The organism is Rhizobium sp. YTUHZ044 (assembly GCF_051123975.1).
Taxonomy (GTDB): domain Bacteria; phylum Pseudomonadota; class Alphaproteobacteria; order Rhizobiales; family Rhizobiaceae; genus Rhizobium.
Map to the genome: position 1 here is coordinate 1,600,343 of NZ_CP101426.1, position 23,472 is coordinate 1,623,814.

General features: G+C 60.7%; 20 protein-coding genes and 1 tRNA gene. 8 read left to right on the forward strand and 13 right to left on the reverse strand.

Annotated elements, in window-relative coordinates:
• Window positions 1-32 precede the first annotated feature (32 nt).
• The gene (locus tag NL154_RS07930; RefSeq protein ID WP_434733872.1) at window positions 33-1,301 is read left to right on the forward strand and encodes a patatin-like phospholipase family protein; all 1,269 of its coding nucleotides are present in this window, start codon (window positions 33-35) and stop codon (window positions 1,299-1,301) included.
• Between the two features lie 275 nt (window positions 1,302-1,576).
• Here the strand turns inward: NL154_RS07930 and NL154_RS07935 are convergent, their stop codons facing one another.
• From NL154_RS07935 to NL154_RS07955, 5 genes are all read right to left on the reverse strand, one after another.
• Entirely contained in the window at window positions 1,577-2,110 is a 534-nt protein-coding gene (locus NL154_RS07935) for a SixA phosphatase family protein (RefSeq protein ID WP_434733873.1), read from the reverse strand.
• Window positions 2,111-2,600: 490 nt separating this feature from the next.
• The gene (locus tag NL154_RS07940; protein WP_210628188.1) at window positions 2,601-6,416 is read right to left on the reverse strand and encodes a vitamin B12-dependent ribonucleotide reductase; all 3,816 of its coding nucleotides are present in this window, start codon (window positions 6,414-6,416) and stop codon (window positions 2,601-2,603) included.
• Between the two features lie 623 nt (window positions 6,417-7,039).
• On the reverse strand, window positions 7,040-7,534 hold the full coding sequence (gene gpt, locus NL154_RS07945) for a xanthine phosphoribosyltransferase (protein ID WP_210628187.1): 495 nt from the start codon (window positions 7,532-7,534) through the stop codon (window positions 7,040-7,042).
• A gap of 215 nt (window positions 7,535-7,749) precedes the next feature.
• Entirely contained in the window at window positions 7,750-8,592 is an 843-nt protein-coding gene (locus tag NL154_RS07950; protein ID WP_210628186.1) for a universal stress protein, read from the reverse strand.
• A 91-nt stretch (window positions 8,593-8,683) separates the two neighbouring features.
• Window positions 8,684-9,460 (reverse strand): competence/damage-inducible protein A, encoded by a 777-nt coding sequence (locus NL154_RS07955; RefSeq protein ID WP_210628185.1) that lies wholly within the window; start codon window positions 9,458-9,460, stop codon window positions 8,684-8,686.
• Window positions 9,461-9,711: 251 nt separating this feature from the next.
• On the opposite strand from NL154_RS07955, the gene NL154_RS07960 reads away from it, so the two are divergent.
• Window positions 9,712-9,797: transfer RNA gene (locus tag NL154_RS07960), tRNA-Leu, on the forward strand.
• 393 nt (window positions 9,798-10,190) lie between these two features.
• On the opposite strand, the gene NL154_RS07965 is transcribed toward NL154_RS07960, so the two are convergent.
• Entirely contained in the window at window positions 10,191-10,565 is a 375-nt protein-coding gene (locus tag NL154_RS07965; protein WP_210628184.1) for a VanZ family protein, read from the reverse strand.
• A 179-nt stretch (window positions 10,566-10,744) separates the two neighbouring features.
• Here NL154_RS07965 and ilvA point away from each other — a divergent pair, with 179 nt between their 5' ends.
• The 3 genes from ilvA to NL154_RS07980 all read left to right on the forward strand — a co-directional run bounded on the left by ilvA (window position 10,745) and on the right by NL154_RS07980 (window position 13,860).
• On the forward strand, window positions 10,745-11,995 hold the full coding sequence (gene ilvA / locus NL154_RS07970; RefSeq protein ID WP_210628183.1) for a threonine ammonia-lyase: 1,251 nt from the start codon (window positions 10,745-10,747) through the stop codon (window positions 11,993-11,995).
• Between the two features lie 37 nt (window positions 11,996-12,032).
• Window positions 12,033-12,359 carry an HlyU family transcriptional regulator gene (locus NL154_RS07975; protein ID WP_210628182.1) on the forward strand — a complete coding sequence of 109 codons (327 nt, stop codon included), beginning with the start codon at window positions 12,033-12,035 and terminating at the stop codon, window positions 12,357-12,359.
• 229 nt (window positions 12,360-12,588) lie between these two features.
• Window positions 12,589-13,860: a diguanylate cyclase gene (locus NL154_RS07980; RefSeq protein ID WP_434733874.1), complete on the forward strand. Its 1,272-nt coding sequence runs from the start codon at window positions 12,589-12,591 to the stop codon at window positions 13,858-13,860.
• 188 nt (window positions 13,861-14,048) lie between these two features.
• Here the strand turns inward: NL154_RS07980 and NL154_RS07985 are convergent, their stop codons facing one another.
• A complete protein-coding gene (locus NL154_RS07985) occupies window positions 14,049-14,825 on the reverse strand; it encodes an SDR family oxidoreductase (protein WP_210628180.1) in 777 nt (258 codons plus the stop codon).
• A gap of 106 nt (window positions 14,826-14,931) precedes the next feature.
• Here NL154_RS07985 and NL154_RS07990 point away from each other — a divergent pair, with 106 nt between their 5' ends.
• Window positions 14,932-15,507, forward strand: coding sequence for a TetR/AcrR family transcriptional regulator (locus tag NL154_RS07990; protein WP_210628179.1), 576 nt, complete (start codon window positions 14,932-14,934; stop codon window positions 15,505-15,507).
• A 48-nt stretch (window positions 15,508-15,555) separates the two neighbouring features.
• Here the strand turns inward: NL154_RS07990 and NL154_RS07995 are convergent, their stop codons facing one another.
• Entirely contained in the window at window positions 15,556-16,170 is a 615-nt protein-coding gene (locus NL154_RS07995; protein WP_064802027.1) for an FMN-dependent NADH-azoreductase, read from the reverse strand.
• 139 nt (window positions 16,171-16,309) lie between these two features.
• On the opposite strand from NL154_RS07995, the gene NL154_RS08000 reads away from it, so the two are divergent.
• The gene (locus NL154_RS08000) at window positions 16,310-17,278 is read left to right on the forward strand and encodes a LysR family transcriptional regulator (RefSeq protein ID WP_210628178.1); all 969 of its coding nucleotides are present in this window, start codon (window positions 16,310-16,312) and stop codon (window positions 17,276-17,278) included.
• Between the two features lie 39 nt (window positions 17,279-17,317).
• On the opposite strand, the gene NL154_RS08005 is transcribed toward NL154_RS08000, so the two are convergent.
• The 4 genes from NL154_RS08005 to NL154_RS08020 form a co-directional block, all read right to left on the reverse strand.
• Complete coding sequence (locus NL154_RS08005; RefSeq protein WP_221146520.1) at window positions 17,318-19,306, reverse strand: bifunctional 2',3'-cyclic-nucleotide 2'-phosphodiesterase/3'-nucleotidase; 1,989 nt, start codon at window positions 19,304-19,306, stop codon at window positions 17,318-17,320.
• A 287-nt stretch (window positions 19,307-19,593) separates the two neighbouring features.
• Window positions 19,594-19,995, reverse strand: coding sequence for a PilZ domain-containing protein (locus NL154_RS08010; protein WP_221122766.1), 402 nt, complete (start codon window positions 19,993-19,995; stop codon window positions 19,594-19,596).
• 151 nt (window positions 19,996-20,146) lie between these two features.
• Window positions 20,147-21,058 (reverse strand): DMT family transporter, encoded by a 912-nt coding sequence (locus NL154_RS08015; protein ID WP_221146521.1) that lies wholly within the window; start codon window positions 21,056-21,058, stop codon window positions 20,147-20,149.
• A gap of 72 nt (window positions 21,059-21,130) precedes the next feature.
• Entirely contained in the window at window positions 21,131-21,592 is a 462-nt protein-coding gene (locus NL154_RS08020; protein WP_210628174.1) for an Lrp/AsnC family transcriptional regulator, read from the reverse strand.
• A gap of 156 nt (window positions 21,593-21,748) precedes the next feature.
• Between NL154_RS08020 and ald the strand changes: the two genes are divergently transcribed.
• Complete coding sequence (ald, locus tag NL154_RS08025) at window positions 21,749-22,867, forward strand: alanine dehydrogenase (RefSeq protein WP_210628173.1); 1,119 nt, start codon at window positions 21,749-21,751, stop codon at window positions 22,865-22,867.
• Between the two features lie 16 nt (window positions 22,868-22,883).
• Here ald and NL154_RS08030 read toward each other — a convergent pair whose 3' ends face one another.
• Window positions 22,884-23,393 (reverse strand): DUF1203 domain-containing protein, encoded by a 510-nt coding sequence (locus tag NL154_RS08030; RefSeq protein ID WP_210628172.1) that lies wholly within the window; start codon window positions 23,391-23,393, stop codon window positions 22,884-22,886.
• Window positions 23,394-23,472 lie beyond the last annotated feature (79 nt).

A 23,472-nucleotide genomic window follows, 5' to 3' on the forward strand; every position in this document is an offset into this window, starting at 1 on the left:
TGGGAAACTCAGATTCCTGAGTGAGGCTGAGCATGTCGGAAGACGCGCATGCCCCATCGAATGCCGTCTTGTCGGGATCCGTTGACCCCGAGAAGCCCGCTGAGCGTTATAAACTCGGCCTCTGCCTTTCGGGCGGCGGCTATCGGGCCGTGCTTTTCCATGCGGGTTCGCTTGCGAGGCTCAACGAGGCCGGTCTTCTGGCGAAGCTCGGTATGATCTCGTCGGTATCGGGCGGATCCATCGCTTCCGGCCTGCTCGCCTACATCTGGCCCCGGCTGATCTTCGAGAACGACATCGCCGTCAACTTCAGGACCGCATATCTGGATCACGTTCTGGCCTTCAGTCAGCTATTCGCTGATGGGCCGAGCTTCCTGAAGGGCGTGTTCAATCCCTTTTCGAGCGCGGCGGACGAAGCCGCGAAACTCTACGAGCGACATCTGTTCCATGGAAAATCGCCAAGCCTGCGCGAGCTTCCAAGCTCGCCCTGGTTCGTATTTTGCGCCAGCAATCTCAGCACCGGTTCGCTTTTCCGGATGTCGAACCGCTATATCGCGGATTACAGGATCGGCTTGTCGTTCCACCCGACACTTTCGCTCGCAACCGCGGTTGCCGCTTCAGCTGCATTTCCGCCCGTGTTGTCACCGCTGCGATTGGACCTGTCGCAATTTTCGTGGGAGAGGGAAAAACTCGACGACACCGTCGGCGAACCGGTTGCTCCGGGCCGGGCAATATTGAGCGACGGCGGCGTCTACGACAATCACGGCATCGAACCGGCGCTGAAACGCTGCGACTGCCTGCTTGTCAGCGACGCCGGTGCGCCTTGGCGTTCCTCGAGCCGCGGTTACTGGAACTATCTCTCCCAGCTGAAACGCGTTCTCGATACGACGGACAATCAGGTGAGGTCGTTGCGGCGACGAGACTTGATCGGCGGCTTCAAGGCTGCAACACAGGCCGATAAGCTTGGCCTCGATGATCTTGCGAAATCGGCGCTGCGTGCAAGAACCCATGGCGTTTATTGGTCGATCGACAGCAAGGACGCCGAACTCAAGCCATACGCCTCTTACACACTGCCGCCGTCCTCGGTCGTTCCCTCCGAGGTTGGCACCTACCTCCATTTCCTCGGCGCCAGAGAGACGGAGCATCTGACGAATTGGGGGCACTACGTGTGTGACGCGATGCTCAACCGGTTCTACCAATCGCCACCGACTCCATCGTCCGGCCCTCCATTGGCAGCCGGGACCGTGACGCCGACTTGGGCGGCGAGGGCGAGCAAGCGCCTGTTCAACATTCTGCCCTTTTGACAATGGCCTGAGGTACCGGCCAAGGAGAGCCCGAAGGCGGAACTCTGACCGGGTGAGGGAAGCGGCTGCCCGGCGTGTAGCATCCGCCATATAGGGAAGAGATACCCGCAATGGATTACCTTGTGGAATCGATCCCAACTGGTTGACGAGAACGGCTTCTCCGGCCAGGTCGGCGCTGTCGAACCATTCTGCCGTGGACGGCCCGTTCGGACCGGCGCGGGCAGAATCGGAACCGTGCACCATGTCCACTAAATTCAAATCGGAAAGTGGCCTTGTTATCCCAAGGATCTCGGCGTTACGAACCGCTCGAGATAACCGGTGCCCGCCGCAATCTCGTCCCATCCGTCGAGATCGAGGTCAATGACGGCGAGTCCTGCCGTCGGGAACTTCTCCCGCATGCATCTCACGGCATCGGCATCGCCGTCCGGCGCGATCAGCGAGGCCGCATTCTCCATGCCGGGATTGTGGCCGACGATGAGCAGCGTGCGGATGCCAGGTTCGACGCCCCGGATCACATCGAGCATGCGCTCGGCCGGCACCTCGTAGATATCCGCCGCCTCGTGTTCGACCTTTTTCAAAATGGCCCCGCGGACGAGCTTCCAGGTTTCCTGCGCCCGGCGGGCCGGCGAGACGAGGGCGAGATCGGGGATCAGTTTTTCGCGCACCATATAGGCGCCGATGACGGATGCCGCCTTGCGCCCGCGATCCGCCAATGGCCGTTCACGGTCGGCCACACCGTCGGGCCAGGCGGATTTGGCATGGCGCAGAAGGATGAGGCGGTGTTTCGGCAGCATGGGGTTCAGCTTCATTTTATCGCGAGGCCGATGTCGTCGGTTAGAGCTTCGTTGCGTGTTGACTCCTGGAGCATGAAGGGCCTCCGATACAGCTCGCAAACTAGGCGGATGTCACAGGGAGGTCAGTCGTTTCGTCCCACCTTTGCGAAACTTGAGCATCCCGCGGGTTTCGGCGTGACGGTGTGCGATCGAGCCTGGAACGCGTCTTGTCCGAAATCGAATTAAGCTCGACCTCGCTGACGAAACTCTGGACGTCGCCCTGAGTTCCGATGCCAGGAGAACCGCAGCAGGGCTTCGAGCAGGCGTCAACCCTTTTCGAAACCCCAGATTGCAGGCTTATGCAGGCAGGCTATTCGCTGCGAATTCGCAAAACGGGCCACCGTCCGGGCACTTTAAGTGCCCAGACGGGCTGGCCATTGCTTCTGTCGGAAATGGCCAATTTCAGAGGCTTTTGGCCAGAACTAGCTTCGATTTCTCAACAGACACTGAAGAACTGCAAGCCTGCTCAGCTGCACCCGCTCGTCGCGCCGCACGTGTCGCACTTCTCGCACGTCCCATTCCGCACCATCGTGAAGTTCTGGCACTCCGAGCACATGTTGCCGGTATAGCCCTGCATAATTGAGCGCTGGCGGCGTTCGGCTTCCACCTTCTTGGCTTCGGTCTTCGCCGTCGCTGCGTCAGCTGCCGCCTTGTCGGAGAAGAGGGCGGTGGCGTCGCTGGTGATTTCCTCGCTTATCTCTTCGGCGATCTCCTCGGCCAATTCCTTGGCGCGTTCCTCGTAGTCGCGCTTGAAGGCGACGATTTCGGAGGTGGAGACGGCAACTGTCGGCTCCAGCTTGCGGGCCGCGGCACCTGCAAAGGCGGTCACGGTGCCGGTGGAGGCGGCGCGGGCAGGGGCTGCGGTGGCAGCACCCTTGGGTTCGCCCGCCTGGCGTTCGCCGCCGGTGCCGGAGACCAGCGTCGGCTTGTAGCCGCGGGTCCAGCCGGTGGAGAGCAGGTTGGTCTTGCCTTCCTGGATGCCCTTGCCAAGCGCCGTGTTCGAGAAGTCGGACGTGTCGACATGGGCGAGATCATGGCGGCCGAGATAGGAGACGGCGAGTTCGCGGAACACATAGTCGAGGATCGAGGTGGCGTTCTTGATCGCATCGTTACCGATGACCATCCCGGCCGGCTCGAACTTGGTGAAGGTGAAGGCCTCGACATATTCCTCGAGCGGCACGCCATATTGCAGACCGAGCGAGATGGCGATGGCGAAGTTGTTCATCATCGCACGGAAAGCAGCCCCTTCCTTGTGCATGTCGATGAAGATCTCGCCGAGGCGGCCGTCGCCGAATTCGCCGGTTCTGAGATAGACCTTGTGTCCGCCGACGGCGGCCTTCTGGGTATAGCCCTGGCGGCGGTTCGGCAGCTTCTCGCGTTCGCGCGAAACCCGTTCGATCACTCGCTCGATGATCTTCTCGGTGACCGTCACAGCCTGGGCGGCGACGGGCGCCTGCAGCAGTTCCTCCAGCGCATCCTCGTCGTCCTCGTCTTCGATCAGCGAGGCATTGAGCGGCTGCGACAGCTTGGAGCCGTCGCGATAGAGGGCGTTTGCCTTGAGGCCTAGCTTCCAGGACAGCATATAGGCGTTCTTGCAATCCTCGACGGTCGCCTCGTTCGGCATGTTGATCGTCTTGGAAATCGCGCCGGAGATGAAGGGCTGGGCAGCCGCCATCATGCGGATATGGCTTTCGACGGAGAGATAGCGTTTGCCGATCTTGCCGCAGGGATTGGCGCAATCGAAGACCGGCAAATGCTCGGCCTTGAGGAAGGGCGCGCCTTCCAGCGTCATCGCGCCGCAGACATGGATGTTGGCGGCTTCGATGTCCTTCTTGGAGAAGCCCATATGGTCGAGCAGGTTGAAGCTCATGTCGGCGAGCTGCTCGTCGGAAACCTTCAGCGTCTCCTTGAGGAAGTCGGCGCCGAGCGTCCACTGGTTGAAGACGAACTTGATGTCAAAGGCGCTCTTCAGCGCGGCATTGACGGCTTCCACCTTCTCGTCGGTCAGGCCCTTGGCCTTCAGCGTCGACGGGTTGATCGCCGGCGCCTGGTTCAGGTTGCCGTGGCCGACGGCATAGGCTTCGATCTCGGCGATCTGGCTTTCGGAATAACCGAGCGTGCGAAGCGCTTCCGGCACGGCGCGGTTGATGATCTTGAAGTAGCCGCCGCCGGCGAGCTTCTTGAACTTGACGAGGGCGAAGTCAGGCTCGATGCCGGTGGTGTCGCAATCCATGACGAGGCCGATCGTGCCTGTCGGCGCAATGACCGAGACCTGTGCATTGCGGTAGCCATGCTTTTCGCCGAGTTCGAGCGCCTTGTCCCAGGCCGATTTGGCATGGACTACAAGATCCTGGTCGGGGTTTTCCGAATGGATCAGCGCGACCGGATCGATCGATAGCGCCTCATAGCCGGAGGTTTCGCCATAAGCGGCGCGGCGATGATTGCGAATGACCCTGAGCATGCTCTCGCGGTTCGGCGCGAAATTCGGAAAGGGGCCGAGCTCGCCGGCGATTTCGGCCGAGGTCGCATAGCAGATGCCGGTCATGATTGCGGTCAGCGAACCGGCGATGGCACGGGCTTCAGCGGAGTCGTAGGGAATGCCCGACGACATCAGCAGGCCGCCGATATTGGCGTAGCCGAGGCCGAGCGTGCGGTATTCGTAGGAGAGTTCGGCAATGCGCTTCGACGGGAACTGCGCCATCATCACCGAGATTTCGAGCACGACGGTCCACAGGCGAACTGCATGTTCATAGTCGCCGATATTGATGCGCTTGGTGGCCTTGTCCTTGAACTGCAAGAGGTTCAGCGAGGCGAGGTTGCAGGCCGTGTCGTCGAGGAACATGTATTCCGAGCACGGGTTCGAGCCGCGGATCGGGCCGCCGGCCGGCGAGGTGTGCCAGTCGTTCATGGTCGTGTTAAAGTGGATGCCCGGATCGGCCGAAGCCCAGGCGGCATAGGAAATCGTTTCCCAGAGGTCGCGCGCCTTCAGCGTCTTCATCACCCGGCCGTCCTTACGGGCGGTCAGCTTCCATTCGCCGTCATCCTCGACCGCACGCAGGAAGTCGTCCTTGATCGAAACGGAGTTGTTGGAGTTCTGGCCGGATACCGTGAGGTAGGCTTCCGAATCCCAATCCGTGTCGTAGGTCTTGAATTCGAGATCCTTGTAGCCCTGGCGGGCGAACTGGATGACGCGCTGGACGTAGTTTTCCGGAACCTGGTCCTTCTTGGCGGCGCGGATTTCGCGCTTGAGGGCAGGGTTCTTGGCCGGATCGAAGCAATCGCCATTATCGCCGCCTTCGCAGTTGAAGCAGGCCTTCATGATCGCCTTCAGGTGCCTGGCGACGATCTTCGAGCCAGTGACGAGAGCGGCGACCTTCTGCTCTTCCTTGACCTTCCAGTTGATGTATTCCTCGATATCGGGATGGTCGATGTCGACGACCACCATCTTGGCGGCGCGGCGCGTCGTGCCGCCCGATTTGATGGCGCCGGCGGCGCGGTCGCCGATCTTCAGGAAGCTCATCAGGCCGGAGGAGCGGCCGCCGCCGGAAAGCTTTTCGCCTTCGCCGCGCAGCATCGAGAAGTTGGAGCCGGTGCCGGAGCCGTATTTGAAGAGGCGGGCTTCACGCACCCAAAGGTCCATGATGCCGCCTTCGTTGACGAGGTCGTCTTCGACCGACTGGATGAAGCAGGCATGCGGCTGCGGATGTTCGTAGGCCGACTTGGACTTGGTCAGCTTGCCGGTGAAGGGGTCGACGTAGAAGTGACCCTGGCCAGGGCCGTCGATGCCATAGGCCCAGTGCAGGCCGGTGTTGAACCACTGCGGCGAGTTCGGGGCGACGCGCTGGGTGGCGAGCATATAGGCGAGCTCGTCCTTGAAGGCGGCAGCATCTTCTTCCGAAGAGAAATAGCCGCCCTTCCAGCCCCAATAGGTCCAGGTGCCGGCGAGACGGTCGAAGACCTGGCGCGCATCGATTTCGGAACCGGTTTGCTCCTCCTTCGGCAGGGTCTTCAGCGCGGCATCATCGGGAACGGAGCGCCACAGGAAGGAAGGAACGTCGTTTTCCTCGACCTTCTTCAGACGAGTGGGAACGCCGGCCTTGCGGAAATATTTCTGCGCCAGAACATCGGTCGCGACCTGGGAGAACTGCGCGGGAACGTCGATATTCTCGAGGCGGAAGACGATCGACCCATCCGGGTTCTTGATCTCGCTCGTCGCCTTGCGGAATTCGATATCCGCATAGGCGCCTTGGCCGGCCTTCGTGAAACGACGTTCGATGCGCATAGTCTTGACCTCGCGTTGGCGCCCGTCCCCTGGGCGCAAATTTCCTATCCGGCGGCACATTGTCGTCGTGCAGCCAGTCTCGTTTCCGTATTGTCACAGGGGTGTCATCCGGAGATGGCTTTCCTGTATCTTGTGGTGATGGTGGCTGCAAACACTAAATATAGTATTAACAACTTATTATCGCCAGTCCCGATGTCACTTTTTTTGGAGGCTGAAAACTGCGCAGAGATTCCCTCGGGCCTGAACCGGTTCCGGCGCATGCCCTCAATCTGCGTCTTGTTTTTCAAAGGGAACCGGGCTCGTAACCTCCGGTCCTGTCGCCGCCGCAACATCACGAACAATAAAGTTTGAAACAGCTGATTCCGTCAAGGGCTGGTTTTTAATTGAATGGTAACCACAACATCTTGTGGATGCGCCTGTGGAGATTGGGGAAAGTCGGGGAGTGCTGAAAATACAAGGACTTGCGGGTGTCGCCGGCTAAGGAAAATCTCGTAGCGGCAAAAAAGCGTCCTGCGGCAAATCTTGTGATGGCATTTCCGGCACAAATGCGCATGCCGATTCGCTGAGCCGGCGAGCGCTGTCGAAGTGCGCCGAGAATGCCGGCGCACTCCGGATAGCGGGGGTCAGCGCGCGCCCTTGGCGATCGGTTCCTGATAAGTGAAGCCCATGTCCCAGGGGAAATAGATCCAGGTGTCCTGGCTGACCTCGGTGATGAAGGTGTCGACGGTCGGCACGCCCTTCGGCTTGGCATAGACGCAGGCGAAATGCGCCTTCGGCAGCATGGTGCGCACCTGTGCGGCTGTTTTGCCGGTATCCGTCAGATCGTCGACCACGAGCACGCCTTCGCCGCCGTTTTCGGTAAGCTCCGGCGCAATTCCCTTGAGGAGCACCATGTCGCCCTGGTTCACATAGTCGTGGTAGGAGGCGATGCAGACGGTCTCGATCAGCCGGATGTTCAGTTCGCGCGAGATGATTGCGGCCGGAACGAGGCCGCCGCGGGTGATGCAGACGATCGCCTTGAAGGCCTGATCGAGGCCGGCAAGCCGCCAGGCAAGTGCGCGCGCATCGCGGTGGAACTGATCCCAGGAAACGGGAAAGGCTTTATCGGGAAGGGACATAGGGCTGCTCCGCGGCATGATTGAGAGGACACGCCGTTTGTCGGCGACCGGACGGCTTCAGCGGCAAAACGCAAATCGCGCAGCCGGAACTGCGCGAGATCGCGAGCTGCCGCGCGAGATCGCACGTGCTACTGCGCGAGGCGTGGCCGGGGCTGGAAGCCTTCATCGGTGGCAGCAATTAGCGGGATTTGGCGGTAAAACGCAAGAGCAGCCGCTCATCGCGACAACAGCGTCAGCGCCGTCATCGATTGCAGCAGGCTCTTCGTCGTGCCGCCGAAGATCGCCTGCCAGAGCCGGGAATGGGTATAGGCGCCCATGACGAGAAGGTCGATGCTGCTGTCCGACAGCCGGTTTTCGATGACATTCGAGGCATTCCTGTCGACGCTGTGGCCCGTCGCAAGCGTCGTCTTCACGCCATGGCGGGCAAGTGCAGCGGCGATCTCGGCGCCTGATGTGAGCGGCGACTGCAGGGCGGTATCGGCCGGGTCGACCGAAAAAATCTCCACCTCCTCCGCCGCTTTCAGGAAGGGCAGCGCATCGAAGGTCGCGCGCGCCGCCTCCTTCGAGCCATTCCAGGCGATCAGCACGCGCTTGATCGGCCTCGGCTGGCGGATAACGTAAGGGATCATCAGCACCGGTCGCCCGGTTTCGAAGAGGAAGCTGTCGACGTCGACATGGCTGTCGGAGGGATTGTCCGGGTCGGCCTGCGATGCGATCAGAAGATCGGCGCTGCGGGCGCTTTCGATCAGCGGTGCGGAACCGTAACCGGTGGAGGTGGCAAAGCTGCGCCATTCCGAGGAGGCGCCGGCGGCCTGCGCTTTCGCCTGAAAGATGCGCTCGACGGCGACCGTTTCACCATGCGCCATATCCTGCAGCGCCTGCACCGCGACGGGATCGGGAATTTCCATCGGCGCCACCAGCGGCACGGCCGAGATGGTTTCGGCATGCAGGCCGATCACGTGAGCACCGCTTTCTGCGGCAATCGCAAAGGCGAAATCGGCAACGACGGCGCTATTGTCTGCCGTATCGAGAATGGCGAGGATGGTTTTGTAGGACATATCAATTCTCCTTGCGCTGAAATGACGTGCGCGAGGGACGGAATGCACCGGACCGTTCTCCCGTTCCATGACGGGAATCAAGTCCAGTCCCTCAAGCCTCGGCAGAATGGTTTTTTGCGATCGCCTTGTTCCGGCCGATGGCGTCGATCATCGCATGCACCTCGGCGCCGGCTGCATCGATTGCCGGTTGCGAGCGGCCGCGCACGACGATCTCGGTCGAGAATTTCTGGCCGAGATAACGTGGGTAGGAACCGATGCTGGTGTCCGGATGCGCTTTCTGGATCGCGGCAAGCGGGGTGCCGATATCACCCTCGCCGTAAGGGCAGGCGATGGCGAGCGAGAGCAGCGGCGTGCCGGTGCGAAGCGTCGGCAGCACATTGTCGACCATGGCCTGAAAGACCTGCGGCACGCCGGCCATGACATAGACATTGCCGATGATGAAGCCCGGCGCCGTCGACACCGGATTGGGGATATGAACGGCACCCCGCGGCATGCGCGCCATGCGCTGGCGCGCCTCGGTGAAGTCCATCTCGCGGCGACGGTACATATCGGCCAGCAGGGTCATTGCCGCTTCGTCATATTCGCAGGGCAGGCCGAAAGCCTTGGCGATTGCATCGGCGGTGATGTCGTCATGCGTCGGCCCGATCCCGCCCGAGGTGAAGACGTAATCATATCGAGGGCGAAGCGCATTCAGCGCCTCGACGATCGCCTCCTCGTCGTCGGCGACGATGCGCACTTCCTTGAGATCGATGCCTGACAGGGTGAGCAGATCGGCGAGGTGGCCGATATTCTTGTCCTTGGTGCGGCCGGAAAGGAGTTCGTCGCCGATGGCGAGCATGGCGGCGGTGACGACGGTGTCATGGCTCATGGGATGTTCCGTGATGTGAGGCTGGTCAATAGGTAGCGCCCTCGGGCCGCTTTGCAAACACTCGCGCGTGATGCGGAAAAGTGTGAGCGGTTTTCCGACGATATCATGCTCATTGGCACCAACCGATGCGTCTCTTTCGCGCTGAAATGCCTGCTCATTCATTCCGGGGCGCTGCCGGCAGAGCTGATCTTATTTTTACGCCCCACGGCTCTTCCCATAGTCGGTGACGCGAGATATTGAAAACGCCGCAAGCGGGCGTGGCGAAACTGGTAGACGCAAGGGACTTAAAATCCCTCGGCCTTAGGCTATACGGGTTCGATCCCCGTCGCCCGCACCAGCCTACGCTCTGTGAGCTTCGGCTCGGCGAGCCGAAGAGAGCAGCCAAGCGAAGGCTGTCGCGCCGTAGTTCCGTCGGGAACGAAGGCGGACTGGTTCGATAATGTCCCGGTTCGCTGCAACAATCTTTATAATCCTGTTTGAATATGCCTGTATATTGCGCGCAAAAAAGCGCGTTGTTGCTTGACAATGACATTTTCGGTGCAAGGATTGCGCCGCGGCGAGTAAGTGTTGTCTTGTGGGAGTAAGACGATGGTTTACGATTGGAGCGGGACCAGGGTTCGGCGCGTCCGGATCTTCAAGACGAGCGTCGCATTTGTTCTTGCAACTGCTGTGGCTGCGATACCGCTGTTTTTCTGGGCAATGGATTTGCCGGGTTTCTGATTCGCAATAATCAGCGTTCTGTGAAAGGCAGGCCGCTTGGAGCTCTGCTCTCGCGCCATCTGTTGATCACCCAGCCGGCAACGAGGCCGAGGGCGGCGCCCATGGCCTTGATGCCCGCGTCATGCAGGCGCGGATGGCGGGTCGGCGCGAAATACTGCAGATATTCGATGGCGACCGCCCCAACGATCAGCAGCACGGCCACCAGTTTCCACTGCTTCGGATAGGCGAGAGCAAAGGAGAGGCCGAGCAGAACATAGGCGGTGCCGCGGTCCGCATCGACCGTCGTCACCGTATTCGGTCTCAGCCCGATCGGCGAAACCGTGACAAACAGGATGAGGGCGAGCAGCAGCCAGGCGAGCGGTCTTGCGAATTTGAAGATCATCATCGCTCCATATAAGTGGCAGGCCTTTTCATTGACAGTTAAAATCAGTTCATCTGCCGCCGATTTTGCGATTGGCTTAAGAAAGGCTCTATGGGCTGGGCCGGCCGATCAGTGAACCCTTTCCTTTGGCCGCCGGCCTGTGCCATAGCGGCGGTGACCAATCATGAGAACGGACCACGCCCGTGACGAGACTTGAAGTCGAAAGCGCCGAAGAGGCAATGCGCAGCCTCTTTCCGGCAACGCCGCTGCAGCTCAATGACCATCTCTCGGCCCGCTACGGCGCCGACATATGGCTGAAGCGCGAGGATCTGTCGCCGGTGCGCTCCTACAAGATCCGCGGCGCCTTCAACTTCTTCCGCAAGGCGATCGGGCAGGGGGCGGCCGGCAAGACCTTCGTCTGCGCCTCGGCCGGCAACCACGCCCAGGGCTTTGCCTATGTCTGCCGTCATTTCGGCGTGCCGGGCGTCGTCTTCATGCCGGTGACGACGCCGCAGCAGAAAATCGACAAGACTCGCATGTTCGGCGCTGAATTCATCACCATCCGGCTGTTCGGCGACTTTTTCGACCAGTGCTATCAGGCGGCGCGCGAGCATGTCGAGGCGGTCGGCGGCGTCATGGTGCCGCCCTTCGACCATGCCGATATCATCGAGGGGCAGGCGACGGTCGCTGCCGAGATCATGCAGCAGCTGCCCGAGGGAACGGTGCCTGACATGGTGATTCTGCCGGTCGGCGGCGGCGGACTGGCCGCCGGCATCACCGGTTATCTCGACGGCATCGTGCAGAAATCGGCCTTCGTCTTCGCCGAACCGGCCGGCGCGCCGAGCCTCAGGCGCAGCATTGAGGCAGGCAAGGTGACGACGCTTGCCAAGGTCGACAACTTTGTCGACGGCGCAGCGGTCGCCCGCATCGGCGACCTGAATTTCGCCGCCCTTCGTGATTTCCCGGCAAGCCAAGTGCAACTGATGTCGGAAAACGCCATCTGCGTCACCATCCAGGAGATGCTGAACGTGGAGGGCGTCGTACTGGAGCCGGCCGGCGCCCTGTCGCTGACGGCGGTCGCTGCGATGGACGCCCAGGCAATCCGCGGCAAGAGCATCGTCGCCGTTGTCTCCGGCGGCAATTTCGATTTCGAGCGCCTGCCTGACGTAAAGGAAAGAGCCATGCGTTACGCAGGGCTGAAGAAATACTTCATCCTGCGGCTCGCCCAGCGCCCCGGGGCGCTCAGGGATTTTCTCAATCTGCTCGGCCCCGACGACGATATCGCCCGCTTCGAATATCTGAAAAAATCGGCGCGCAACTTCGGCTCGATCCTGATCGGCATCGAAACCAAGGCGCCTGAGAACTTCGCCCGGCTGATTGCGAATTTCGAAGCTTCCGGCATGGGTTACGAGGATATCACCGAGAACGAGATCCTCGCTAACTTGATCATTTGACTTGGCGATCGCAAGGCCGCCGTGCTAGAGACGCGTCATGGCTTCATTCTTTTCAAATCTCTTTTCGATGTTCTCCGGCGGGGCTAAACCAGCCTCGCAGGCGGCAGGGCCGTCCGGCGAGCCGCAGCTTTACGGCGATTGCACGATTTATGCGGAGCCGCGCAAGGAAGGCAGCCAGTATCGTCTGGCCGGCCGCATCGAAAAGAAGGTCGGCGACGAGGTGCTGGTGCGCAATTTCATCCGTGCCGATATGTTTTCCTCCTCCGACGATGCGATCGAATGCACGGTGCGCAAGGCGCAGCAGATTATCGATCAGCATGGTTCGTCACTCTTCAGCGATGGCGAGAAGATCCGTCAGGTCTGAAACCCGAATCCCGGCCGGGGGAGTTTTCTTGCTTTTCAAGTTCTGGTTCTGATCCCGGTCATGTGATCTTGCACACGCAATCTTAAAGGATTGCGGCGAAAGCTATCGCTTGCAGGATTTGCAGGGCCGCTCTTGTGCTTCAATTTTTCAGACGATCGATCAAGGGATCCGCTGCCGTTATCGCAGCGCCCGCCCGGCCGCGAAGGCGCCTCCCGGACGCCGCGGTGCCGTGATGGAGACTATCAACCTCGCGCTCTTCGTCGTCGAAGCCATTGCCTATTTCGTGCTGATGGTGACGCTTCTGCATTTCCGCCATCGGCTCGGTCTCGGGGTTTTTTTGACGGCGCTCGGCGTGATGCATTTCATGGAGACCTACCTAGCGGCGGTCTTTTACGTCTCGCTGCCGTTCGGCGACGTGTCCCCGGGGTCTTCGGTCTTCTTCTCCGGCAAGCTGATGATGATCCTGATGCTGTATCTGTGGGAGGATGCCGCGACGGTGCGCCAGCCGATCTACGGCTTGTTTCTCGGCAATCTGCTGACCGTCGGCATCGCCTGGGTGCTGCAGTTGCACCAGCCGCTGCAGCTGTCGTCGAACCACACGCCCGATGTCGATTTCCTGAAGGAGATGGGTTGGCTGATGATCTGGGGCACGGCACTGCTCTACGTCGATTCGCTCGGCATCATTCTGCTCTATGAAAAACTCGGCGATTTCTTCCGCAGGCGTGTCGTTCTGCGTTTCATGATCTCCGGCTTTGTGCTGCTGACTTTCGACCAGGTTGGCTTCTTTGCCGCGCTTCACTATTTCCTCGACGTTCCGGTCGCCGTATTCTGGGGTGGCTGGAAGGCGAAAATGCTCTCCGTCTGCCTCTATGGGGCGATGTTTGCCGTCTATGAATATCGAATCCGCCGCCTTGGCGCCGACGCCGCCGCGCGCTCCATCAGCGACGTCTTTGGTGATCTCACCTTTCGCGAGCGCTATAACGATCTTCTGGAGCGCACCGGCCGCGATATGCTCACCGGCGTTTATGACCGCACGCGCATGGAACTCGAAGCGCCGCTGATGCTGCGGGAGGCCCTGAGGCAGGGGCTGTTTGCCACCGTCCTCATTATCGACGCCGATCACTTCAAGGATGTCAACGACGGTCATGGCCATCTTCAGGGCGACGAGGTGCTGAAGGCGATCGCCGCCCGGCTCGGCACGACACTGCGATCAAGCGACCGCATCTTCCGCTTCGGCGGCGAGGAATTCGTCGCCGTCTGCCCCGGCACAAGCCACGAAGAAGGGCTGCTCCTTGCCGACCGCCTGCGCTGGACGATCGAGACCAGCGTCAAAACACCGGATAACAAGCCGGTGACGGTCAGCATCGGCGTTGCCACAGCTGACGAGGACGGCATCAGCTTTACGACGGTGCTCGCCGCCGCCGACGGCAGGCTCTACGCGGCAAAGAAAAGCGGCCGCAACTGCGTCGTCGGCCGCTCCGGTATGATGCAACCGAGTTAGAGCCTTTCCTGATTAGATTGAATCATTCTGTTGATCCAAACGGAGTGGGATGGTCGACCGGCCGGCGCGCGTCGTAGCCAGGCTCTACGGCCAGGCCGGCCGGTCGATCAGTTGGTCCGTTTCGGCCAACAATCCCGCAGATGCGCAGGGAGCGGGGGCTGGGCAGGTGTTGCCAACCCCCACTTCAGTCAGGCGGCGCGGAAGATCTTGGCCCCGGAGGGTGCGCTCGTCATGCCGCCGTCGACGGTGATCTCGATGCCGGTGACATTGGCGGAATCGTCCGATGCCAGATAGAGCGCCGCCTTGGCGATTTCGTCGGCTTCGCTCATGCGGCCGAGCGGGCTCAGGCCGCCCATGCGAGCCTCGAGCGCCGACATCGCATCTTCTGTAGGTGCCATCGGCGACCAGATCGGTGTCTTCGTGCCGCCAGGAGTCACCTGGTTGACACGGATGCCGCGCGGCGCGAGTTCCGACGCCATATTGCGCGTCATCGCGCGCACCGCAGCCTTGGTGGCCGCATAGGCCGACCAGCCGGGAGCGCCGAGCACGGCATGCACCGAGCCGTTGAGAATGACCGAGCCGCTGTCGTTGAGATGCGGCAGGGCCGATTGCACGGTGAAGAACACTGCCGTCAGATTGGTGCTGATGATCCGATTGAACTGCTCCGGCGAGGTGTCACCGAGCGGTGTCGCGCCGCCGATGCCGGCATTGGCGAAGACGATGTCGAACTTGCCGACCTTTGCGGCAGCCTCCGCAAAAGCCTTCTCGGTGGCGGCGGCATCGGTGACATCGACCTTCAGCGCCAGCACGCCGGCCCCAAGCGCCTTTTCGGCGGCGGCAAGCGTTTCCGGGTTGCGGCCGGTGATCACCACCTTGGCACCCTCATCGATGAACACCTTGGCGGTTGCAAGACCGATACCGCTGTTGCCCCCGGTGATGAGGGCGACCTTGTTTCTTAGACGCATGATGCATGCTCCTCTTGGAAATGACAACGATCTGGATTATGATCGTTAGCTACAAGGATTATGATTGTAATCCATGTAAGTCAAGACGTAATACGGGGAGAAACCGATGGGACGTTCGCAACTGGAAAAACAGAAGACGCACGAGAAGATCGTCGAGACCGCTTCGAAGCGGCTGCGCGAGGAGGGGCTTGACGGTATCGGCGTCGCCGACCTGATGAAGGAAGCCGGGCTGACTGTCGGCGGCTTCTACAAGCACTTCGCCTCCCGCGACGATCTCGTCGCCGAGGCAGTCCAGTTCGCCTTCGATTCATGGGGACGCGGGCTTGAGGCCGAAGGAGTGAACCCGGCAGAGATGACCGCGGCGGATATCGCCGATCGTTATGTCAGCGCCTATCATCGCGACAACCCCGGCGATGGCTGCCCTTTTGCCGCACTGACCTCGGATCTGTCCCGCAGCGGCGAGAAGGCGCGGCGCATTGCGACGGAGCGGCTCGAACGCAATTTCGAGGCTTTGGCGAGCAAGGCCACGGGAGCAAATGAAGCGGAAAGACGGCGAAAGGCAATCATGGCTTTCGCGATGATGGCAGGCGGCGTCGGCCTTGCCAGGGTTTCCTCGGATGAGGCTCTTTCGGGCGAAATCCTGGAGACGATCCGGGATTTCGTCGCCGATATCGACAAATGACGAACGGCCGGCAGGTGCCGGCCGTTCGATGGAGGCTTCGAAAGCCGATCATGCGGCGAGTGCGATTTCCTCGACGCGCGACTTGGCGGCGCCGATGGCCTTTTCAGCGGCTTCCGGGCCAAAAGCCAGGCCTTCGACATAGATGGTTTCGATATCGGTGATACCGAGGAAGCCGAGAACCGATTTCAGGTAAGGCACGGCATGGTTCAGGGGAGCGGCCGGTCCCTGCGAATAGACGCCGCCGGAAGCAAGTACCACATAGACCTTCTTACCGGTTACGAGGCCGACCGGGCCGCTTTCCGTATACTTGAAGGTCACGCCGGCGCGGGCGACATTGTCGATCCAGGTCTTCAGCGACGAATAGATGTTGAAGTTGATCAGGCCGGTGCTGATGACGATCGTGTCGGCGGCAAACAGTTCGGCGACCAGTTCGTCGGAGGTCTTGATGGCTGCGATCTCTTCGGCGGTGCGGGCTTCCGCCGGCTTGCGGATCGCGCCGGTGAAGAGGTCGTCGATATGCGGCAGCGGGGTGGCGGCAAGGTCGCGGCGGACGACGACGCTGCCCGGTTTCTGGTTTTTCAGCTTCTCGGCGAGATCGGCGGCGATCGGCGTCGAGAGCGATTCGGCACGCGGGCTGGACGTCAGAAGAAGAATGGACGACATGGATCATTTCCTTTCGAATTGAACGGAACGGCTCGTTGCTGGGAGGCGAGCCGCGGTGTCGAACAGGAAAATAAGTCTGGCCTGCTATCGAAAAAACGGAGATAATGTCGATCGAAACTATCGATGGAATGGATGGAAGATGCTTCCGAACCCGACTCTGGACCAATTGCAGGTGTTCCTGACCGTTGCCGAGACCGGCAGCTTTTCGGCCGCTTCGCGCGCGCTGAATCGCGCACAGTCGGTCGTCAGCTATACGATCGCCAATCTCGAGGCACAGCTCGAGATGCCGCTTTTCGAGCGCTCCGGGGCGCGCCAGCCGAAGCTGACGGAAGCGGGCAAGGCGATGCTGGAGGATGCGCGACGAATTCTCGGCGACCTGCAGGTCATGCGGGCGCGCGTCAAGAGCCTGAAGGAAGGACTCGAAGCGGAGGTATCCGTGGCCATCAGCGTCATGGTGCCGTCGAAGGCTGTGGTGGATGTCCTCCACGAATTCCGTGAGATGTTCCCGTCCGTTTCCATGAACCTCAACGTCGGTGAACTCGGAATGGTCATGGATCTCGTTCTGAGCGGCAAGGCGACGATCGGAATTGGCGGAGCAGTCCTGAAGCAGGACGATTCGGTCGTCACGGAGCGGATCGGTCACTCCTTCATGATGCCCGTCGCCGCGCGCAACCACCCGCTGGCCGAACTCGATCGGCCGCTGACCCTCGGTGATGTCCGCGAGGAGGTGCAACTCGTCGTCACCGATGCGTCGGGTCGGACGAAGGGGCGCGATTTCAACGTCCTGTCCTACAAGACATGGCGCGTCAGCGATATCGCCACGAAGCATCAGCTCATCAAGAGCGGCCTCGGCTGGGGCGGCCTTCCAGCGTCCCTGATCCATGACGATCTCCTGAGCGGCACGCTCGTCCATCTCGATCTGGATGCTTATGAGCAGGGGGAGTACGCCATCTATTCGATGCGCCGGCTCGCCAATCCGCCGGGGCCGGCGGCCACCTGGATGATCGATGCCTTCCGCTCGCGGCTTACGCGTTGCCCGAGCCAGGCGGACTTGCACGCCCGGATTGCCGAATTGCGGGAACCTGTCGTGCCGCTCGCGGCCGAATGAGGAAGGCGCGGTTCCCGCGCCTTCCTCCAGATTCTGCCCTTAGAGTACCAGCCGGAACTTCGAGAAGCCGTCGGCACCGTCGCCGGCATCCTCGATCTTGACGCTCTTGACCGCGGCGAGGAACTGTTTTGCCTTGGGACCGCTTTCGAAGGTGACGGTCGTTCCCGGTAGCGGCTTGAAGGTCCAGTTCGCATCGGCCGACGGATTGATCGTACCCTGGTCGTGGACATAGCGGACGATGACGTCGCGATTGGTATCAGGTGCCTGGAAGATCACCTTGTCCGCTGCAATCTCGGGGAAACTGCCGCCGCCGCCGGCGCGGTAATTGTTGGTGACGACGACGAACTTCTGAGCCGGATCGATCGGCTTGCCATCGAAGGCGAGATTCTGGATGCGATTGGAGTCCGGATTGATCGTCTTGCCGGATGAATCATACTTCGGCGGCTGCGACAGGTCGATCTGGTAGGTCACCCCGTCGATGACGTCGAAATTATAGGACGGGAAGTCGTTGTTGAGCAGAGCCGCATCCTTCGAGCCGGCTTCGATGTGATTGAACATGCCGGCAGACATTTCGAGCCAGTTCTTCACCTGCGCGCCGGTGATGGCGACAGCCTGCACCGTGTTCGGATAGAGGTAGAGGTCGGCGACGTTCTTGATGGCGATATCGCCGGCCGGAACGTCGGTATAATAATCCGCGCCGCCTCGACCGCCGGCCTTGAAGGGAGCCGCGGCCGAAAGCACCGGCAGATCCTTGAATTCAGTGTCGGCGAGCATCTGCTTGATGTACCAGGTCTGGGCCTGGCTGACGACCTGCACGGAAGGATCGTCGGCGACGAGCGCGAAATAGGAATAGAGCGGCGCGGAGGTCTTGCCGACGGGCGTGCGGACGTAGGCGAGCGTCGCCGCATGCTCTGATTTGGCCGCCTCGACCACCTCTTTCTTGTCGGCGTAATCGGCGACGACTTTCTTCTTGTCGTCGCGATGATAGATCGGCCGTGCTTCCGAGGTGAAATCGACGATCTTCCAGCTGTTGCCGTCCTTTTCGAGCAGCAGGTCGATAAGGCCGAGATGCGAGCCCCAGAAGCCTGCCATCACGGCGGGCTTGCCATGCAGTGTGCCCTTGACCGGGTCGGCATTGGCGACGCCGTCCCAGCTCTTCGGGCCGGGGAAGACGAGATGCTGGTGACCGGTGAAGATCGCGTCGATCCCGTCGACGGCGGCCAGATGCAGTGAGGCGTTTTCCATCTTTTCGGACGGCGCGCTGCCGTCGATGCCGGAATGGGAAAGCGCGATGACGATATCGGCGCCGGCTTCCTTCATCGCGGGGACCCAGGCCTTGGCGGCCTCGACGATGTCGCGCGTCTGCGCCTTGCCTTCAAGGTTCTTGATGTCCCAGAGCATGATCTGCGGCGGTACGAAACCGATGAAGCCGATCTTGACCGGGCTTTCCTTGCCGGCACCGTCCTTGATCTGCTTTTCCACGATGACGTAAGGCTTGAAGAAGAGGTCGTCCCGCTTGGGGTCCGAGGCGAGCTGGCCTTTGGTCAGGTTGGCGCAGACGAAGGGGAAGTTGGCGCCCGACAGCACCTTGAACATGAAGTCGAGGCCGTAGTTGAACTCGTGATTCCCGAGCGTGCCGACGGTATAGCCGAGCGTGTTCATCGCCTTGATCACGGGATGGACGTCGCCGTCCTTCATGCCGTGCTGATAGGCCATGTAGTCGCCCATCGGATTGCCCTGCAGCACATCGCCATTGTCGATCAGCAGCGAGTTGACGGCTTCCGCACGGATATTGTCGATGATCGTCCCGGTGCGCGCCAGACCCATCGTGTCGTTCGGCTTGTCGGCATAATAGTCATAGGGGAAGACGTTGACGTGAATGTCCGTCGTTTCCATCAGCCGGAGATGCGCCTGGTTGGCGCTGGCACGCGCACTGAATGGGTGCAGCAGCACCAGGGCGGAGGTGGCGGCAAGGCCGCCAAGCAGGGAACGGCGGCTCATCAGGCCGACATCGAAAATGGAAGACATGGAAGCTCTCCTTTAAAGATCATGCATCGTCCGGCCCCTCAGCATTAGGACGATTTGGCGAGGAGTACATTGCGAAAATGACAGGACGGAAACAATCCGTGGCAAAGGCGAAATGGTTTTAAAACGCAACCTATAGCGAGATCTTCCGACTGAATCCCTCGGGCGCGGCGCGAGCAGCGTCGTCACTGCAAAGGGTCAAAGATTTCGGGCGCACCGCGGCCGGTGTGGTCGACAAAACGCAGGCGACTTGCGGCGGCGATGTGCCTCGGCGCAAAGACGGTGCGGCCTTACGATTTCAGCGTCGACGTCGCCAAATGAGGTGGGCGGTCGCCGCTGGTCGCGGCTCTAAGCTGACGAACCGCCAGCACCGGCCGTATTTCCTTATGGAAAAAGCGGAAATAGGAAGAGACCTGTGCCCGCGAATTCGAATTCACATCGAACTGCACGCCGATGCGGCCATTGTGCTTCCAGCGGATGATGCCTTCGAGCAGTCCGATATTTTCGGCTTCGATGCGCACCTTGCTGCCGGAAGCGGCATGGAGTGGCGTCTTCGTCTCCAGGGCGGCGCCGGTCACCGACAGGTTGAGAATGCGGACATCCACTTCGCTGTTCAGATATTTGACGCTGCCGAAGACACGGCAGTTTTGCCGGTCCGCCTTTCGCGCGGTGATTTTCAAGTTTCGGGTCATGCTGTCTCCCTCGGATACAGTCGGAGAGCATAGCGCCCGAAAATTGAAATGGTTTTAGTGGCTTGGCTAAAATTGCAATGAAACGGTTGGCGTTACTGCAGGTCGCCAAGATGCGTGCAGCGATTCTGGAAAGCCAATGGTGTAAGACCCGCTAGCGCAGGTCGCCTGACTCCAATGCGACGCCGCGGGCGTTGGCCGTTCTGCGCGCCACCACATGTTCGCGCCAGACCGTGAAGATGCCGGCTCCAACCACGATTGCCGAGCCGACGATCGTGTTGAGACTGAGCGTCTCGCCATAGATCGTCACGCCGATGATCGAAGCGTAGACGAGGGACAGATAGGTCAGCGGCTGAACGGCGGCGGCATCGAGACTATCGTAGGCGCGGATCAGGAAATAATGGCTTGAAATGCTGGTCATACAGACCAGCGCCATCCAGCCCCAGTCGCCCGATGACATCCAGCTCCAGTAGAACGGCCCGATCAGCGTCATCGCGACGGCGCCGACGACACCGGTATAGAAAAAGCTGGTCGTCGAAGAATCGTCGCGGCTGACGAGGCGTGTGGCGATGACGTAGAAGGCGAAATTGAAACAGGAGGCGACGGCGAGAAGCAGCTTCACGTCGAAAAAATCGCCTTCCGGTTTCAGGATCAGCAGCACTCCAAAAAGCCCGGCGCCGATTGCCGCCCATCGCCGCCATCCGACTCGCTCGCCGAGGATCGGCATTGCCAGCAGTGCGATGAGGATCGGCGTCGCCGAAAAGATCGCCTGTGAACGGGCAAGGCCGATCACGGCAAAACAGGTGATGGCCAGAACCACTTGGACCGCGAGCAGCACACCGCGCGCCACCTGCAGGACGGGGCGTTTGGTACGGGCCGTCGCCTTGAGACCGCCGCGCATCTTTGAAGCGAGAATGACTGTGAAAAGCCCGAAGGCCCAGTAGCGGATCATCGTCACGAAGATCGGGGGATAGGTGGAAGCCAGGTGTTTGGAGATGGCGTCCTGCAGCGAAAAGATGGTCAGCGCCAGCAGGGCGAAAATGTAACCGTGTGTCTTCGATTTCATGGCAGGCCAATAAGCGGGAGACGCCCGCGCGTGGCGAAAGTCTGGTCAGGCATTCGGGAAATAAGCAAGGCCTCAAAACCCTACATTCGGCCTGTCGATGATTTCTCTGAGCGCGAAACTCGAATTGATCTTGACCACATGGGGGAGGGCCGACAGCCAGTCGCGATGGATACGCTCATAGTCTTCGAGGTCGCGGGCAGCGACCCTGAGGATGTAGTCATATTCGCCCGACATCAGGTAGCAGACGAGCACGTTGGGACAGAGCTTCACCGCCGACTCGAACTCCGCCAACGTCTTGGCGAACTGGCCTGAGAGTGAAATATGCACGATGGCGATCATCTTGTAGTCGAGCGCCTTGTGCGAAAGCCGCGCATGGTAGCCGTCAATGACGCCGCTTCTTTCAAGAATGTCGAGCCGGCGCGAACAGGCCGAGGGGGAAAGTCCGATCCGCTCGGCGAGCTCGGCATTGGTGATGCGGGCATTGGCCTGCAAAACCTTCAGAATCGCAAGATCGATGGTGTCAAGGTTGACCATTCGAAGAACCTTCGAAAACAAGAGTTAGTGACGCAATAATCACCGAAAAATCGCATCTGCGCAAACCGTCTTTGCAAGGACATTTCGCAGCCTTGATGGTTGGATCGGTCGCAGAGGAGATCCGCGACCGCGGAGACAGAAGGAGAGGAACGCGAAATGCGTGTCGGTTGCCCGAAGGAAATCAAGAATCATGAATATCGCGTCGGCCTGACGCCTGCTTCGGTGCGCGAATATGTGGCTCATGGCCACGAGGTCTGGGTGGAAACCAAGGCGGGTGCCGGCATCGGTGCAGATGATGCCGCCTATGCCGCGGCCGGCGCGAAGATTGCCGCCTCCGCCAAGGATATTTTCGAAAAGTGCGACATGATCGTCAAAGTCAAGGAGCCGCAGCCCTCCGAATGGGAGCAGCTTCGCGATGGTCAGCTGCTCTACACCTATCTGCATCTGGCGCCCGATCCCGATCAGACCAAAGGTCTTCTCGCCTCCGGCGTCACCGCCATCGCCTATGAGACGGTGACCGACGAGCGCGGCGGCCTGCCGCTGCTGGCGCCGATGTCCGAAGTCGCCGGGCGCCTGTCTATCCAGGCGGGAGCGACAGCCTTGCAGAAGGCCAATGGCGGTCTCGGTGTCCTGCTCGGCGGCGTGCCCGGCGTGCTGCCGGCCAAGGTCGCAGTCATCGGCGGCGGCGTAGTCGGCCTGCATGCCGCCAGAATGGCCGCCGGACTCGGCGCCGATGTCAGCATCCTCGATAAATCCCTGCCGCGCCTGCGTCAGCTCGATGACATTTTCGCCGGCCGTGTCCACACCCGTTATTCCAGCATTCAGGCGCTCGAGGAGGAGGTCTTCTCGGCCGATCTCATCATCGGCGCTGTGCTGATCCCGGGTGCTGCCGCTCCGAAGCTCGTTACCCGTGAGATGCTGTCCGGCATGAAGAAGGGCGCCGTCATTGTCGACGTCGCCATCGACCAGGGCGGCTGCTTCGAAACCTCGCATGCGACGACGCATTCCGATCCGACTTATGAGGTCGAGGGCGTGGTGCATTATTGCGTCGCCAACATGCCCGGCGCAGTACCGGTCACGTCGGCGCATGCGCTGAACAACGCCACGCTGGTCCACGGGCTTGCGCTTGCCGACCGCGGCCTGCGCGCCATCACCGAAGATAAGCACCTGAGGAACGGCCTCAACGTGCACAAGGGCCGCATCACCAACAAGCCGGTCGCGGAGGCGCTCGGTTACGAAGCCTTCGCGCCGGAAAGCGTGCTCAACGTCGCGTAAGCTGTCTGGCCCAAGGTCACGTAAAGGCGCCGGTCTCTATCAGGGCCGGCGCCTTTACCTTGTCGATCCGACACTGGAAGCAATTGTTTCGTGCCGAACGCACATGGACATAGGCTATGTCGGCTCGTGCCAGCAGTGTCTCGGCATAGGCCGGAATTTGGTCGAAATCGGTCACCGCGCCGGTGCCGTAGACGATGCGATCATTCGTACTGTAGCCGCGGACGATGAAATTGGGGCTCATCGTCAGCATCGGCGGTTGGACCTCCTCGGCGGCGTAGCGTCGGCAGACTTGTTTATGCAGGAAGACCGGCCCGGTTTCGGCATAGGGCTGCAGCGCCGGAAAGGGCCGGTAGGCGAAAACCAGCAGTTCCTCGCCTTCTTCGATATTCTGCAGGCAATGGCGGCAGGGGTTGCCGTCACCGTCTGATATCATCGTCTCGGGCAGGTTGTCATAGGCATCACGGCCACCGTTCCAGAGGGCATCGGCATCGGCGGTCGGCATAGCGGCAAAACGAATGACGGTCATGACAAATCTCCTTTGTGATTGCCATGAAATTGCACCTGGACGAGCGTGCAAACCACCCGTTTCTTGCACGCAGACAGCC

What these genes read in the sequence shown, in the direction of transcription:
- ald (WP_210628173.1), top strand. Translation starts at nt 21,749, where the DNA reads ATGCGTGTCGGTTGCCCGAAGGAAATCAAGAATCATGAATATCGCGTC.
- NL154_RS07935 (WP_434733873.1), bottom strand. Translation starts at nt 2,110, where the DNA reads ATGAAGCTGAACCCCATGCTGCCGAAACACCGCCTCATCCTTCTGCGC.
- NL154_RS07985 (WP_210628180.1), bottom strand. Translation starts at nt 14,825, where the DNA reads ATGCGTCTAAGAAACAAGGTCGCCCTCATCACCGGGGGCAACAGCGGT.
- NL154_RS07930 (WP_434733872.1), top strand. Translation starts at nt 33, where the DNA reads ATGTCGGAAGACGCGCATGCCCCATCGAATGCCGTCTTGTCGGGATCC.
- NL154_RS08015 (WP_221146521.1), bottom strand. Translation starts at nt 21,058, where the DNA reads ATGAAATCGAAGACACACGGTTACATTTTCGCCCTGCTGGCGCTGACC.
- NL154_RS08030 (WP_210628172.1), bottom strand. Translation starts at nt 23,393, where the DNA reads ATGACCGTCATTCGTTTTGCCGCTATGCCGACCGCCGATGCCGATGCC.
- NL154_RS07975 (WP_210628182.1), top strand. Translation starts at nt 12,033, where the DNA reads ATGGCTTCATTCTTTTCAAATCTCTTTTCGATGTTCTCCGGCGGGGCT.
- NL154_RS08010 (WP_221122766.1), bottom strand. Translation starts at nt 19,995, where the DNA reads ATGACCCGAAACTTGAAAATCACCGCGCGAAAGGCGGACCGGCAAAAC.
- NL154_RS07995 (WP_064802027.1), bottom strand. Translation starts at nt 16,170, where the DNA reads ATGTCGTCCATTCTTCTTCTGACGTCCAGCCCGCGTGCCGAATCGCTC.
- NL154_RS07940 (WP_210628188.1), bottom strand. Translation starts at nt 6,416, where the DNA reads ATGCGCATCGAACGTCGTTTCACGAAGGCCGGCCAAGGCGCCTATGCG.
- NL154_RS07950 (WP_210628186.1), bottom strand. Translation starts at nt 8,592, where the DNA reads ATGTCCTACAAAACCATCCTCGCCATTCTCGATACGGCAGACAATAGC.
- NL154_RS08020 (WP_210628174.1), bottom strand. Translation starts at nt 21,592, where the DNA reads ATGGTCAACCTTGACACCATCGATCTTGCGATTCTGAAGGTTTTGCAG.
- gpt (WP_210628187.1), bottom strand. Translation starts at nt 7,534, where the DNA reads ATGTCCCTTCCCGATAAAGCCTTTCCCGTTTCCTGGGATCAGTTCCAC.
- NL154_RS07955 (WP_210628185.1), bottom strand. Translation starts at nt 9,460, where the DNA reads ATGAGCCATGACACCGTCGTCACCGCCGCCATGCTCGCCATCGGCGAC.
- NL154_RS08000 (WP_210628178.1), top strand. Translation starts at nt 16,310, where the DNA reads ATGCTTCCGAACCCGACTCTGGACCAATTGCAGGTGTTCCTGACCGTT.
- NL154_RS07990 (WP_210628179.1), top strand. Translation starts at nt 14,932, where the DNA reads ATGGGACGTTCGCAACTGGAAAAACAGAAGACGCACGAGAAGATCGTC.
- NL154_RS07965 (WP_210628184.1), bottom strand. Translation starts at nt 10,565, where the DNA reads ATGATGATCTTCAAATTCGCAAGACCGCTCGCCTGGCTGCTGCTCGCC.
- NL154_RS08005 (WP_221146520.1), bottom strand. Translation starts at nt 19,306, where the DNA reads ATGTCTTCCATTTTCGATGTCGGCCTGATGAGCCGCCGTTCCCTGCTT.